The organism is Anaerocolumna cellulosilytica, from assembly GCF_014218335.1.
In the GTDB taxonomy this organism is placed as follows: Bacteria; Bacillota; Clostridia; order Lachnospirales; family Lachnospiraceae; genus Anaerocolumna; species Anaerocolumna cellulosilytica.
The window spans coordinates 3,900,502-3,914,149 of record NZ_AP023367.1 but is presented as its reverse complement, the minus strand read 5'-3'; the positions used below and the strand labels follow the sequence as shown (position 1 = coordinate 3,914,149).

The 13,648-nt window shown below is 35.2% G+C and carries 12 protein-coding genes; 8 read left to right on the top strand and 4 right to left on the bottom strand.

Annotation, left to right across the window (positions count from 1 at the left end):
• Nucleotides 1–7: 7 nt before the first annotated feature.
• From acsn021_RS16155 to pflA, 6 genes are all read left to right on the top strand, one after another.
• A complete protein-coding gene (locus tag acsn021_RS16155; protein WP_184093442.1) occupies nucleotides 8–1,147 on the top strand; it encodes an SLC13 family permease in 1,140 nt (379 codons plus the stop codon).
• Between the two features lie 379 nt (nucleotides 1,148–1,526).
• Complete coding sequence (locus acsn021_RS16150) at nucleotides 1,527–2,309, top strand: ABC transporter substrate-binding protein (RefSeq protein WP_184093441.1); 783 nt, start codon at nucleotides 1,527–1,529, stop codon at nucleotides 2,307–2,309.
• 147 nt (nucleotides 2,310–2,456) lie between these two features.
• Nucleotides 2,457–3,170, top strand: coding sequence for an amino acid ABC transporter permease (locus acsn021_RS16145; RefSeq protein ID WP_184093440.1), 714 nt, complete (start codon nucleotides 2,457–2,459; stop codon nucleotides 3,168–3,170).
• The gene (locus tag acsn021_RS16140; protein ID WP_184093439.1) at nucleotides 3,157–3,879 is read left to right on the top strand and encodes an amino acid ABC transporter ATP-binding protein; all 723 of its coding nucleotides are present in this window, start codon (nucleotides 3,157–3,159) and stop codon (nucleotides 3,877–3,879) included. Before acsn021_RS16145 ends, acsn021_RS16140 begins: the two co-directional genes overlap by 14 nt.
• A 505-nt stretch (nucleotides 3,880–4,384) precedes the next feature.
• Nucleotides 4,385–6,610, top strand: coding sequence for a formate C-acetyltransferase (pflB, locus tag acsn021_RS16135; RefSeq protein ID WP_184093438.1), 2,226 nt, complete (start codon nucleotides 4,385–4,387; stop codon nucleotides 6,608–6,610).
• A gap of 173 nt (nucleotides 6,611–6,783) precedes the next feature.
• Nucleotides 6,784–7,524: a pyruvate formate-lyase-activating protein gene (pflA, locus tag acsn021_RS16130; protein ID WP_184093437.1), complete on the top strand. Its 741-nt coding sequence runs from the start codon at nucleotides 6,784–6,786 to the stop codon at nucleotides 7,522–7,524.
• Between the two features lie 138 nt (nucleotides 7,525–7,662).
• Here the strand turns inward: pflA and acsn021_RS16125 are convergent, their stop codons facing one another.
• A complete protein-coding gene (locus acsn021_RS16125) occupies nucleotides 7,663–8,475 on the bottom strand; it encodes a Cof-type HAD-IIB family hydrolase (protein ID WP_184093436.1) in 813 nt (270 codons plus the stop codon).
• A gap of 203 nt (nucleotides 8,476–8,678) precedes the next feature.
• Entirely contained in the window at nucleotides 8,679–9,590 is a 912-nt protein-coding gene (locus tag acsn021_RS16120; RefSeq protein WP_184093435.1) for a GGDEF domain-containing response regulator, read from the bottom strand.
• A gap of 211 nt (nucleotides 9,591–9,801) precedes the next feature.
• On the opposite strand from acsn021_RS16120, the gene acsn021_RS16115 reads away from it, so the two are divergent.
• Nucleotides 9,802–10,755 carry an alpha/beta hydrolase gene (locus tag acsn021_RS16115; RefSeq protein WP_184093434.1) on the top strand — a complete coding sequence of 318 codons (954 nt, stop codon included), beginning with the start codon at nucleotides 9,802–9,804 and terminating at the stop codon, nucleotides 10,753–10,755.
• A gap of 147 nt (nucleotides 10,756–10,902) precedes the next feature.
• Here the strand turns inward: acsn021_RS16115 and acsn021_RS16110 are convergent, their stop codons facing one another.
• Together acsn021_RS16110 and acsn021_RS16105 are read right to left on the bottom strand one after the other, a co-directional pair.
• Nucleotides 10,903–11,235, bottom strand: coding sequence for a putative heavy metal-binding protein (locus acsn021_RS16110; protein ID WP_456298276.1), 333 nt, complete (start codon nucleotides 11,233–11,235; stop codon nucleotides 10,903–10,905).
• 391 nt (nucleotides 11,236–11,626) lie between these two features.
• Entirely contained in the window at nucleotides 11,627–12,847 is a 1,221-nt protein-coding gene (locus acsn021_RS16105; protein WP_184093433.1) for an argininosuccinate synthase, read from the bottom strand.
• 203 nt (nucleotides 12,848–13,050) lie between these two features.
• Between acsn021_RS16105 and acsn021_RS16100 the strand changes: the two genes are divergently transcribed.
• Nucleotides 13,051–13,647 carry a Maf family protein gene (locus acsn021_RS16100; protein WP_184093432.1) on the top strand — a complete coding sequence of 199 codons (597 nt, stop codon included), beginning with the start codon at nucleotides 13,051–13,053 and terminating at the stop codon, nucleotides 13,645–13,647.
• Nucleotide 13,648 lies beyond the last annotated feature (1 nt).

Below are 13,648 nucleotides of genomic sequence, written 5' to 3'. Positions count from 1 at the left end.
AGTACATATGAATAAAATTATGTTAAAAAAGTTTATAGAGAAATTAAAAACGGAAGGCGTATTATTAACGGCAGGCAGTTTTGCAGCAGCTACTATGTTAATTGTACCGCCTTCCGGTGCTTATCTGGAATATATCGATTTCAGAGTGCTGGCTTTATTATTCTGTCTGATGGCAGTTGTTGCCGGATTTCAGCAACAGGGAGTATTTTTATATTTGGCGGAGAAGGTATTACAGAGTGTAAAGACAACAAGAGGAATTTGTATGATGCTTATTATGTTGTGCTTTATTTCAGCAATGTGGATTACCAATGACGTTGCATTAATTACATTTGTGCCCTTTACGGTGCTTCTGTTATCTATGACCGGGCTTAATCAGTATCTTACCTATGTGATTGTAATGCAGACAATTGCTGCCAATCTTGGAAGTATGCTGACACCGGTAGGAAATCCACAGAACCTCTATTTATATTCTAATTATGAAATGAGCATCCTGGAATTTTTAATAATAACCTTACCATATACAGTTGTTTCATTGCTAGTACTCTGGGGAATAAATCTATGGATAAAAAAGAAGCCGATTGATACAGTTGTAAAGTTACAGGTACCATCAGGACAAGTATCAAAAAGACCATTTGTTCTGGTTGCATATGTGATTCTTTTTCTGTTATGCCTTATGACTGTACTTCATGTACTGGATTACAAGATACTGTTATTACTAGTAATTACAGCATTTTTACTGGTTGATAGGAAGGTTTTTAAGAATGTTGACTATTCCCTGCTGGTAACTTTTATCTGCTTTTTTGTTTTTGTGGGTAATATAGGTTCAATTGATTCGATTCGTATCTATCTTTCTTCTGTTATAGAGGGTAAAGAATTGTTGCTGTCTGTTTTGTTAAGTCAGATAATTAGTAATGTTCCAGCGGCTGTTTTACTTTCTAAATTTACAGCCAATTATCAGGCATTGGTCATTGGTACGAATCTGGGGGGACTTGGTACTTTGGTTGCTTCTTTAGCAAGTTTAATTTCTTTTAAGATATACATAAAGACAGATAATTCTTCAAGAAGAAAATATATAGTTTTTTTTACATTGGCTAATGCAGGATTTTTGCTTCTATTATTAGGCATTAATTCTATGTTGTTTTTATAAGGCAGAGATAGCTATATAAATTTTTGTTCATGACAGTATTGATCTATTTTAAGGTAGGAATATGTAAAAAAACATTGAAATACATGTAAGTTAATACAGAAACTATGAAAAAAAATAAATTTATACTTGAATTTTTTTATAAACGTGATACAATACTAAGCATTAATATAAGTATTTTTTTATAAATATGAGCAGTGAAGCTTTGATGGAAAATGTCCAGCGACCGGCATGATTTATTTTAAGAAACGGACTAATAAAAGATTACGATAAGCTTATATTTGGAAGGATTAGGTTGGAAAACGAAAACTGTTTTTCAACATCTTGATTTACACGTGTGTAAGTGTAATGTATGCACTAGAGCACACAGATAGGAGTTGTTATGAAAAAATTATTATGTGCAATTTTAACTGTTGCAGTAGTTGTTTCTTTGGCTGGCTGCGGGACCAAATCAAACAACAGTACATCAAAAGACAATACATCTAATGGCGGTACGGATACTCTTATTGTAGCCACAGAACCGGGTTTTGCTCCATATGAATATATTAAGGGTGATCAGGTTGTGGGTATTGATATGGATATAGCGCAGGCTATAGCAGATGCATTAGGAAAGAAGCTTGAAATTAAGCAGATGGACTTTGACGGGGCATTATTGGCAGTTCAGCAGGGAAAAGTTGACTTTGTAGCAGCAGGAGTATCTGTTGATTCTGAAAGAGAAAAGGTTATGGATTTTTCAGTTGACTACGTAAATTCTAAGGAAGTAGTAGTTGTAAGCAAAGAAAATCCAGGTGTTTCTGATTTGGAAGACTTAAATGACAAAGTAATCGGTGTTCAGCAGGGTAACATTGCAGATTTCTGGGTATCTAATGAAGAGAATGTAACACCTAAGGAAGTAAAGCGTTACACTAAATTTGCTCAGGCAGCAGAAGATTTAAAGAACGGAAAGATTGATTGTATCGTAATGGATTTCTATCCTGCGGAAGAATTGGTAGCTGCCAATGATACTTTAACAATTATTGACGGAACCTTATTTGAAGATAAGTATGCCATTGCTGTTCAAAAAGGAAATACAGAGTTATTAGAGGATATCAACGGAGTTATTAATCAGTTAATCGAAGATGGTAAAATTGAAGAATTTACCGCAAACCATACAAATGCACAATAAAGGTTACTTTACTTACTTAAGTAATCCCAAAAGAGCAGCAGATGTTGTTAATTGTCTGCTGCTTCTTATGTGTAAGGATGTATAAATAATACCTTAGAGTAATGTTAATTTATGCATTGCTAGTTTTTAAGAATAGGAGAAGATAAGTTGGAGAGTCTTAGAGAGTGGATTGTAAGTGTAGGAGACAGCTATTATAATGCATTTATAGTTGAAGATAGATATAAGTATTATTTGGAGGGGCTTAAAATTACCCTTTCCATATCTTTGCTAGCGATTCTGTTAGGAGCATTTATAGGAATCGTAGTGGCAATGGTAAAGGAATCTGCTTCCAGAGTAAAGGGGTTACGCTGGCTTGGTTCTATCTGTAATGGATATATTAATATTATCAGAGGAACACCGGTACTTTTGCAGTTGTTAATTATTTATAATTTGGTTTTTACTTCAAGAAATACCAATGAAGTTGTGGTAGCTGCTATTTGCTTTGGTATTAATTCAGGTGCTTATGTAGCAGAAATTGTTCGTGCCGGAATTGAATCTATCGATAAAGGGCAATATGAGGCTGGACGTTCCTTGGGATTTAATTCTAACCAAACAATGTTTTATATTATTATGCCTCAAGCAATAAAAAATATTCTTCCGGCACTTGGTAATGAATTTATTGTATTAATAAAAGAAACTTCAGTAGCAAGTGTTATAGCTGTAACAGACTTGACTAAAGCTGCACAGTATATAGGCTCCCGAACATGGGATATATTGCCGCCGCTTATTATTTCGGCAATATTCTACTTGATAATTGTACTTGGTTTAACAAAATTGCTGGGTTATTTGGAAAGGAGGATGAGTCAAGGTGATCGAAACTAAGAATCTAAAAAAACAGTTCGGTACCCATGTTGTATTGAATGGAATTAACCAAACGATTAGAAAAGGTGAAAAAGTAGTCATTATCGGACCTTCCGGCTCAGGTAAGTCAACTTTCCTACGTTGTTTAAACTTACTAGAAACACCTTCGGAAGGTGAAATCTGGTTTGAAGGTGAAAATATTACAGATCCTAAGACTAATATGAATCTTCTTCGCAGAAAGATGGGAATGGTGTTCCAGCAGTTTAACCTGTTTCCGCATTTGACGGTTAAAGAAAATATTACCTTAGCACCGATAAAATTAGGTCTGATGGATAAAACAGCAGCAGATAAAAGAGCGTTGGAACTTCTTGAGAGGATTGGCCTTAGCAGCAAGGCAAACGCTTATCCCAGGCAGTTATCAGGTGGTCAGAAGCAGCGTATTGCAATTATACGTGCTTTAGCAATGAATCCTGATGTAATGCTCTTTGATGAACCTACCTCAGCACTGGACCCGGAAATGGTTGGAGAGGTATTAGAGCTTATGAAAGAGCTGGCTGAAGATGGGATGACTATGGTTGTAGTTACTCACGAAATGGGGTTTGCTAGAGAGGTAGCTACCAGAGTAATGTTCATTGATGAAGGTGAAATTAAAGAACAAAATGAACCAAAAGCTTTTTTTGAAGCACCACAGAATCCAAGATTGAAAGATTTCTTGTCAAAAGTATTATAAAAGCTATCAGACTATAAAATGTAGTTATAAATATAGGATAATGTAATTACTTTCTCATCATTTGCAGAAGATAGTTAAGTTGCTGTTTAAAAAGGATAGAAAAGAGAAAGTTTCTTTTTGGTGTTCAAAAAAGTGCTGAATTTGTATTGAACTGGATTCGAAAGTTTTAGTAAATGTGCAGTGAATCAATGAAAGATTTAAGGCTTTTTTGTCTAATAACGATAAGTCATTTTACAGGCAACATAACATTCCTATGAATGTCTATAGACAGTCAATTAAAAATTGCAAATTTTGTGAATTTAATGATAATTATTCCACAAGAAAACTATTGACAAGCAAGGGCATTTTATTTACTATAATACAATATATAGAAGCTTTAATGCTAAAAATCTTTTTTAACTACTAAATATATAGATATTTACTTTCAAAGGTTAGCATTTAATTGCTCCTAAACATAAAATTTGAATATATGGAAAAATTAAGTAAAATAGCAGGAGGATTTCCTATGAGACAGGAATGGAATGATTTTCAACCCGGAAGCTGGACCACTGATATTAATGTCAGAAGTTTTATTCAGCATAACTATACTCCCTATGAAGGCGATGCTTCATTTTTGGCAGGTCCTACAAAGAGAACAACTGATTTATGGAACAAAGTATTAGAATTAATGAAGATAGAAACAGAAAAAGGTATTGTTGACGCTGAGACAGAAAAACCATCTACTATTACAACTTTTGGAGCTGGATATTTAGATAAAGATAACGAAGTTATCGTTGGTTTTCAGACAGATAAGCCTTTAAAAAGAGGTATCATGCCAAATGGTGGTGTGCGTGTAGTAAAAAGCGCATTAGAATCTTATGGTTATACTTTGGATAAGAAAACAGAAGAAATCTATACAAACAATAGAAAGACACATAATGATGGTGTCTTTGATGCCTACACCGATGCTATGAGAAAAGCAAGACATACCGGCATCATTACAGGTCTTCCGGATGCTTACGGCAGAGGTCGTATCATTGGAGATTACAGACGTGTAGCTTTATATGGTGTAGATTTTCTAATTGAAGAAAAAGTTGAACAGAAAAAATTACTCGAAAGAAATACGTTGGAATCTCCTGAAATTCGTCTGAGAGAAGAAATTTCTGAGCAGATTAAAGCGTTAAAGCAATTAAAGGCTATGGCAGCTTCTTATGGTTTTGATATCAGCTTGCCTGCAAAGAACTCCCAAGAAGCTACGCAGTGGACATATTTTGGTTATCTTGGCGCTATCAAAGAGCAAGATGGTGCGGCAATGAGTCTTGGAAGAGTAACAACTTTCCTTGATATCTACTATGAAAGAGATTTAAAGAATGGTCTTATCACAGAAGAAGAAGTTCAGGAAATCATGGATCAGTTTGTTATGAAGTTAAGAATGGTTCGTTTCCTTAGAACACCTTCTTACAATGATTTATTCTCAGGAGATCCTACTTGGGTAACAGAATCCATCGGTGGTATGGGCCTTGACGGAAGAACGCTTGTAACAAAGAGCAGTTTCCGTGTACTGCAAACCTTATATAATTTAGGACCTGCGCCAGAACCTAACTTAACGGTATTATGGTCAACATTTTTACCTGAGGATTTCAAAAAATTCTGTTCCCAAGTATCAATTGATACCAGCTCCATTCAGTATGAAAGCGATGATATCATGAGAGAAGTATGGGGTGATGACTACGGAATCGCTTGTTGTGTATCTGCTATGAGAATTGGTAAACAGATGCAGTTCTTCGGAGCAAGAGCTAACCTTGCCAAAGCATTATTATATGCTATCAACGGTGGCAAAGATGAAAAATACGGCGAACAAGTCGGACCTTTATTTGCTCCAATTACAAGTGAATATTTAGATTATGATGAGGTAATGGCTAAATTTGATCAGACTATGGATTGGTTGTCTGAATTATACATTAATACATTAAATGTTATCCATTACATGCATGACAAATATAACTATGAAAACTTACAGATGGCTTTACATGATATCTCTATCTTACGTACGGAAGCTTGCGGTATCGCTGGACTTTCTGTAGTAGCTGACTCTTTATCTGCTATTAAGCATGCTAAGGTTAAGGTAATCAGAAATGAAGAAGGTTTAGCAGTTGATTATGAAATCGAAGGAGAATATCCTGCATTCGGTAACAATGATGATAGTGTAGACCAGATTGCTGTAGACATTGTAGAACGTTTTATGAACAAACTTCGTAAAGTTAAAACTTACCGTGAAGCAAAGCATACATTATCAATTTTAACCATTACTTCAAATGTAGTTTATGGTAAGAAAACCGGTAATACCCCTGACGGACGTAAAGCTGGAGAACCTTTTGCACCGGGTGCAAACCCTATGCATGGAAGAGACAAAAAAGGTGCGATTGCATCTATGGCTTCTGTTGCTAAATTACCTTACAAACATGCAGAAGACGGTATTTCATATACCTTCTCCATCGTTCCAAAAGCATTAGGTAAAGATAAGGAAGAAAGAGTAAAAAATCTTGCCGGTTTATTAGATGGTTATTTCTTTGATAAAGGACACCATATTAATGTTAATGTTTTCGATCGTGAAACATTATTAGATGCTATGGATCATCCGGAAAAATATCCTCAGCTTACTATCCGTGTATCCGGATACGCTGTTAACTTCATTAAGTTAAACAGAGAACAGCAGTTAGATGTTATTAACCGTACTTTCCATGAAAGATAAAATAATTCGATAAATAGAATGCAGAAAGAGCTTGTTCTAATTCAAAGAGGATTGGAGCAAGCTCGATTCTGCTTGTTCTTAAGTATTTTATGGATAATCATGGTAAAACTTAAGATAATGATATCCTCTGTCGAGACAGGATATCAAATGTATAATGGAAAGGTTTGATAAATATGAGTACAATAGGTAGAATTCATTCGCTTGAAAGTTGTGGAACAGTTGATGGTCCAGGAGTCCGGTTTGTAGTTTTTATGCAGGGATGTGTATTACGCTGTCAATTTTGTCACAATCCGGATACATGGGATGTGAATAAGGGAAATCAATTTACACCCAAACAGTTAATGAATGAAATTGTAAAATATAAGTCCTATATGGGTTTTTCTGGAGGTGGAGTGACTTTTACAGGAGGAGAGCCTTTGATTCAGGCAGAATTTATCCTGGAAATGGTAAAATTGTGCAGAGAAGAAGGGATATCGGTTGCGCTTGATACCTCTGGATTTGTGTTTAATAAAACCGTAATAGAAGCTTTAGAATATACTGATTTAGTTCTTCTGGATATAAAGAATTTCAATCCATTGGTTTATAAAACTGTAACAGGAGTTGCTTTATCACCGACTTTGGAATTCTTAGATTATTTGAGAGACAAGAAAATCAATACCTGGGTTCGTTATGTACTAGTTCCTGCGCTTACAGATAATTTAGATAGTATACAGGAATTAGCAGATCACTTAAAAGGGTATCCCAATGTATCAAAAATAGAATTATTAGGTTTTCACAAAATGGGAGAATACAAGTGGAAAGAACTTGGGATGGAATACATGCTGGCTGATACGAAAGAACCTAGTAAAGACTTAATGCTAAAAGTAGAAAGTATTTTACGAACCAGTGGAAAGCCGGTTACTTTTAACGCCTAAAGGTTTTAAGTATTTGGCTTATCTTCAGAATATAATAGAGTAAAGCTGTTGCCATACTGTTATTTTACTTCTTGTGATAGGGAGTGTGATAACAGCATAGTAACAGCTTTATACAATACTAACGTACAATAGGGACTTCTATACATTTAGAATGAACTTTTCAATTACGTGGGCAACTCCATCTTCATCATTGGAAAGTGTGATGTAATCTGCTGATTCTTTGACAATTTCCTGAGCATTTGACATGGCAACTCCCATACCTGCATATTGAATCATCGATAAATCATTAAAACCATCACCACAACTTATCATTTGCTCCTTGGATAAGCCAAGGTGTTCTAAGAGTTTGCTTAGAGAGTGAGCTTTATCTATATTATGAGGCATTATTTCTAAGAAGAAAGGTTCGGAACGATAAATATTTAATAGATGTCCAAATTCCTTTTTCATTTCAGGTTCTATCTTTTCAAGAACATGTCCGTGTCCTGTCATTAGACATTTGTTTACATCAAAGGTAATGTAGGTTGAAAAATTTTCTATCTTTCGAATAGCAATACCGTTTAACCGGGCTTCTTTATCCATATATTCATCAATTTCCATATCTGTTATTACACAGTCATTTTCATAAGAAATTATACCAACAGAATGCTTAAGCGCTGCGGCATGTAGCTGTGGGATGATATCCTTAGGAAGAACCTTTTGGTAGATAACCTCGCCGGATTTACAGTTTATTATTTTGGCACCATTATATGAAAGAATATAGCCGTTGTATTCGGAAAGTCTTAACTTCTTAGCCAATGGAACAATACCAGGAGTCGGACGACCGGATGCAAGTACAACTATATGTCCTCTTTCTTGAATAGCCATTATTGCATCTTCTGTCTGTTTTGTAATTTCTTTTTTTGAATTAGTCAAAGTACCATCTATATCTAAAACCAGTATTTCATAAGCCATAATTTATACCCATTGAATATCCCGGGTTTACCCGGAATACTGCCACGAATAAAAAAGAGTGAAAGAACCTGTTGTGGCAGCCTTTCCTGTTTAAATTTTCTTCCACACTTCTTGTTTTCTAAATATACTTTATTTCAACAAAATAATACACAAAATAAAGGTATTTGTCCAGCCTTTTCGTGTAAAACAGGACAAATACCTTATTAACCAGTAACTTCATAATTTGATACACAGCAATTTTTACCAGAGGATTTTCCTAGATATAAAGCTTGGTCAGCCTCGGTAATATTTTTTTCAGTTGTTTTTTCCCAGTCATATAAAACCACTCCGCCGGTAACAGTACAATGAAATTCAAATTCATCGCAACGAAAATAATATTTACTAACTTCATTTCTTAATTTATTGGCAAGGAAGACAGCTTCCGGTATATCTGTATCAGGCAGGCAAATCATAAATTCCTCTCCGCCCCATCTGCTTAAGATATCTTCCTCGCGCAGTAGTAAGCGGAAGATATTAGAGATGGTAACTAATACAAAATCACCTGTATTGTGACCATATGAGTCATTAATTTTCTTGAAATTATCCACATCAAAAAGTATTAGAGACAAGTTTTTCATATCCTGTGTAACGTATAGTTGGAGCTGATCCATAAAGTAACGACGATTATATACCTTTGTTAAATAATCAGTAATTGCCATTTCTTTAAGCTCCTGCATTAAAATTTGTAGTTCTCTCTGGTTTTTCACGTTCTGCATGTGTACTTTTACACGGGCCTTTAATTCCTCTGGTATAAATGGTTTAGAGACATAATCAGCAGCCCCCACTTCAAAGCCACGAAGAACTGAATCAGAATCGTTGTTGCCTGTTATAAATATAACAGGAATATCCATGGTTTCTTTATCTTCTTTAAGAATTCGACAGGTTTCATAACCGTCAATACCGTTCATTATTATATCAAGCAGGATAAGCGTTGGACGGAGTTGTTTTGCGATAACGATGCTTTCTTCGCCGGAATGGGCAATGGCTATATGCAGTGTTGGTGTTTCAAGGATATCTTTAATGATGCTGCATATAATTTCGCTATCATCAACTACTAAAACAATGTCTTTATCCATACAGTCTCTCCTTGTAATAATTCGTGGGCAGTTACCATTAGTTCTTGCACATATAGATTTATATTATAGCATTTTCGCGAAAAATTCAACATAATAAATATTAAATGTACTTTTGGCGGGAGAAGACGAAAGAAAATCTTAATGAATATTCAATACTTTTTTGTTGATTTTATGATACAATAGAATAAATATATAAGAAGAAGGAGTAGAAATGTCAGGTTACATTATTTTAGGTATTTTATTTGTATTCATGTTTGCATTATTTATAGCCTGTTGGTTATTATCAAATATAATATTAAAGCCCAAGGTTATACCCTATGATACCTTACTGCAAAAGGAAATAGACGAAGGCAGAATGAAGAAAGAACTGTATGACAGTTGGATAAAAGAAGATTTTATTATAAAGTCAAGATATGGGTATGATATATCTTGTCAGTTAATTAACAATGATAAAAGCAAAGAGCAGCTTGAAAATCCGACTGAAAAGCGAAAATTAGCCATACTTTGCCATGGATATACTTGTGGTAAGTACAGCAGCATGATATATGCAGATATGTTTTTACAACGAGGCATTACCGTCCTGGCTTATGATCATAGAAACCATGGCTTAAGCGGTAAAGCCAGCACTACTATGGGATATTATGAAAAATTTGATTTGCAGACCGTTTTAGACTGGTGTTATGAAGAATATGGAGCAAATCTGGCTATTGTAACCCATGGAGAATCTATGGGAGCCGCAACGGTGCTTTTACATCTCGCAATTGACGGCAGAGTGCGCTGTACTATTGCCGATTGCGGTTATTCCTCTCTGGAACGTTTATTAAAGCATCAGCTAAAAACCAATTACCACTTACCGGCTTTCCCCTTTTTACACGTTGCAAAACTGATTGTTAAGTTAAGAACAGGATTTTGGATAGATGATGTGGAACCTTGGGAAGGTGTGGTACATAGCAATGTTCCAATTATGTTTGTCCATGGGGCGGAAGACAATTACGTTCCATATACCATGTCTATGGATATGTATGATATGAAAAAGGGAAAGAAAGAAATCTATCTTGCCCAAGGGGCGGGACATGCGGTTTCCTGCCAAACGAACAGGAAAGAATATCAGGATAAGCTTAATCAGTTTTTAAATAAATATTATTTTACGGATAACAAGTTCTGAGTGTTCGGATAGTATAATAATAATCTGCTTGTATATACCGTCCTTGCAATAATTTTATATATCTTACTCTCTAAAAAAAGCTAACCAGGTGATCTAGACACCAGGTTAGCAAATAGATAGACTCTTATAAGTTGTGTTTTTGTAATTTTAATTGATTCTAACGGCTGTACCTGAAGCTGTTACCATAAGCATTCCATTATCAGAACCTAGCACTTCATAGTCAATGTCAACACCTACAATAGCGTCTGCACCAAGTTGTCTGGCACGGCTTTCCATCTCTCTTAAGGCATTTTCACGTGCCTGAATCAATTCATCTTCATAAGTACTTGAACGGCCTCCAAAAAAGTTAGATAAACCGGCTGCAAAATCCTTAATAAAGTTTATACCTGAAATTACCTCTCCGAAAACAACTCCTTTATATTCGATAATGTTTTTCCCTTCAATGGAAGGGGTTGTAGTTATAATCATAATAATACCCATTACCGCCACAAATCAAAGTATAATGAATATAATATGTGGCATTCCTTTCTTTCATTAAATTTCTTTTATAAAAGCTCCCGTTGCATGCCAAATCTGCTAGCAGATATATATGGGCACTGCCTTAAATCAGGGTGTGAAAATTAAGCATAATTTCACATAAAATATTATATGAATAGGTTTTACTGGAAATATATAAAATATTAGATAATACAATTTCGTTTCATGTAATTTATTATAAAACATATAGCTTACAATGAAATAAAAGAACCATTAAGTTTTCATTAAAACAAAAAAGTTCCGGGCATTCTTTTTTACATTAGTAACTAAGTGTAACAAAAGAATACCCGGAATTTTTACAAATTCATGAAATGATTAAGTTGAAAAGAGTAAACTATTTATTGTTGTCTGCCTCGGCAGCAGCCATTTTCATCGCACGGACTTTCAAGGAAAGACCGAATAAGTTGATAAAGCCTTCTGCGTCGTGATGATCATATAAATCACCCGTCGTAAAGGATGCAATGCTTTCATTATATAAAGAGTATGGGGAGGTAGTTCCCTGCTTGATGATATTTCCTTTATATAATTTTATCTTTACTTCACCGGTTACATATTCCTGTGTAACATCTACAAAAGCCTGAAGTGCTTCGCGCAAAGGTGTAAACCATTTTCCTTCATATACCACATCTGCAAATTTGTTACCGATTTCTTTTTTGCAGGTTAAGGTTGCCCTGTCAAGAATCAATTCCTCAAGTTGTGCGTGTGCTTCCATCAAAATAGTGCCGCCGGGAGTTTCATACACACCTCTGGATTTCATACCTACAACACGGTTTTCAACGATATCTACAATACCGATACCATGTTTACCACCAATTTTATTTAATTCATCTATAATAGCAGAAGGTTTTAATTCCTTTCCATTAAGAGAAACAGGGATACCTTTTTTAAAGGTAAGAGTTATAGTTTCACTTTCATTCGGAGCTTTTTCAGGAGCTACACCAAGTACCAGAAGATGGTTATAGTCAGGTGCATTGGCAGGATCTTCAAGTTCCAGTCCTTCATGACTGATATGCCATAGGTTTCTGTCACGGCTGTAGCTATTATCAGCGGAAAAAGGAAGATCAATGCCATGGTTCTTACAATACTCAATTTCTTCTTCCCTGGAGGAAACATCCCAGATTCTCCAAGGTGCAATAATTTTTAAATCAGGAGCCAAAGCTTTAATACCAAGTTCAAAACGCACCTGGTCATTACCTTTACCGGTAGCACCGTGACAAATAGCAGTGGCATTTTCAAGTCTTGCAATTTCAACAAGGCGTTTGGCAATAACAGGTCTTGCCATGGATGTTCCTAATAGATATTTATTTTCATATACGGCACCTGCTTTTACACATGGCATAACATATTCGTCTACGAATTCATCCACTACGTTTTCAATATAAAGCTTTGTAGCACCGGATAATTTTGCTCTTTCTTCAAGACCATCCAGTTCATTGCCCTGTCCTACGTCTATACATACACATACAACCTCATAGTCATAATTTTCTTTTAGCCATGGAATAATCATGGTTGTATCTAGTCCCCCGGAATAAGCGAGAATTACTTTTTCTTTCATAGTCTGTATCCTCCTGAAAATTTATTAAGTCATAGTACGATTACTATGCGTCTAGGTTTTAGATTATTATAAATATACAACAAATTGTTAATTTATGCAATAGGAAAATGAAAATTAATTAATTTGTTATTTATGGACAGGAATGCATAACAATGGTATAATTTGCAAATCGTATCAATATGCAATAAATGGAGGATTTATTTATGTATAAAGTAATATTGGCATCAGGTTCACCCAGAAGAAGAGAAATATTGCAACAGGCAGGAATAGAATTTGTTATCAAAACCAGCAATAAAGAGGAAGTTACAGATTCCACTACCCCGGAAGAGATGGTTAAAGCGCTTGCTTTACAAAAGGCTGAGGATGTGTTAGGAGAAGCAGATGAGGATACCATTATAATTGGAGCAGATACTTTGGTAGCCATTGATAACAGAGTATTAGGAAAGCCGGATTCTAAAGAAGCTGCTAAGGAAATGCTTATAGCTTTGCAGGGTAAGAGGCATCAGGTCTACACAGGTGTGGCAGTACTTGTTAGACAAAGCAATAGGAAAGAAAAGGACAAGAAAATTTCTTTTTCTGAGGTTAGCCAAGTTTGGGTACAGCCTATGGAAGAGGAAGAGATTGAAGCCTATATAGCCACCGGCGAGCCCTTTGATAAGGCAGGAGGATATGGTATACAGGGAAAATTTGCAGTTCATATTGAGAAAATTGAAGGTGATTATTTAAATATTGTAGGATTTCCCATTGCAAAATTATACACTGTCTTAAAAGAGGAAGGGATAGATATTCTTAGACTATAAG

Coding starts and splice junctions, on each gene's coding strand:
- acsn021_RS16155 (WP_184093442.1), top strand. CDS start 8: ATGAATAAAATTATGTTAAAAAAGTTTATAGAGAAATTAAAAACGGAA.
- acsn021_RS16120 (WP_184093435.1), bottom strand. CDS start 9,590: ATGGATAAAGACATTGTTTTAGTAGTTGATGATAGCGAAATTATATGC.
- acsn021_RS16150 (WP_184093441.1), top strand. CDS start 1,527: ATGAAAAAATTATTATGTGCAATTTTAACTGTTGCAGTAGTTGTTTCT.
- pflB (WP_184093438.1), top strand. CDS start 4,385: ATGAGACAGGAATGGAATGATTTTCAACCCGGAAGCTGGACCACTGAT.
- acsn021_RS16125 (WP_184093436.1), bottom strand. CDS start 8,475: ATGGCTTATGAAATACTGGTTTTAGATATAGATGGTACTTTGACTAAT.
- acsn021_RS16105 (WP_184093433.1), bottom strand. CDS start 12,847: ATGAAAGAAAAAGTAATTCTCGCTTATTCCGGGGGACTAGATACAACC.
- acsn021_RS16100 (WP_184093432.1), top strand. CDS start 13,051: ATGTATAAAGTAATATTGGCATCAGGTTCACCCAGAAGAAGAGAAATA.
- acsn021_RS16115 (WP_184093434.1), top strand. CDS start 9,802: ATGTCAGGTTACATTATTTTAGGTATTTTATTTGTATTCATGTTTGCA.
- acsn021_RS16110 (WP_456298276.1), bottom strand. CDS start 11,235: ATGGGTATTATTATGATTATAACTACAACCCCTTCCATTGAAGGGAAA.
- pflA (WP_184093437.1), top strand. CDS start 6,784: ATGAGTACAATAGGTAGAATTCATTCGCTTGAAAGTTGTGGAACAGTT.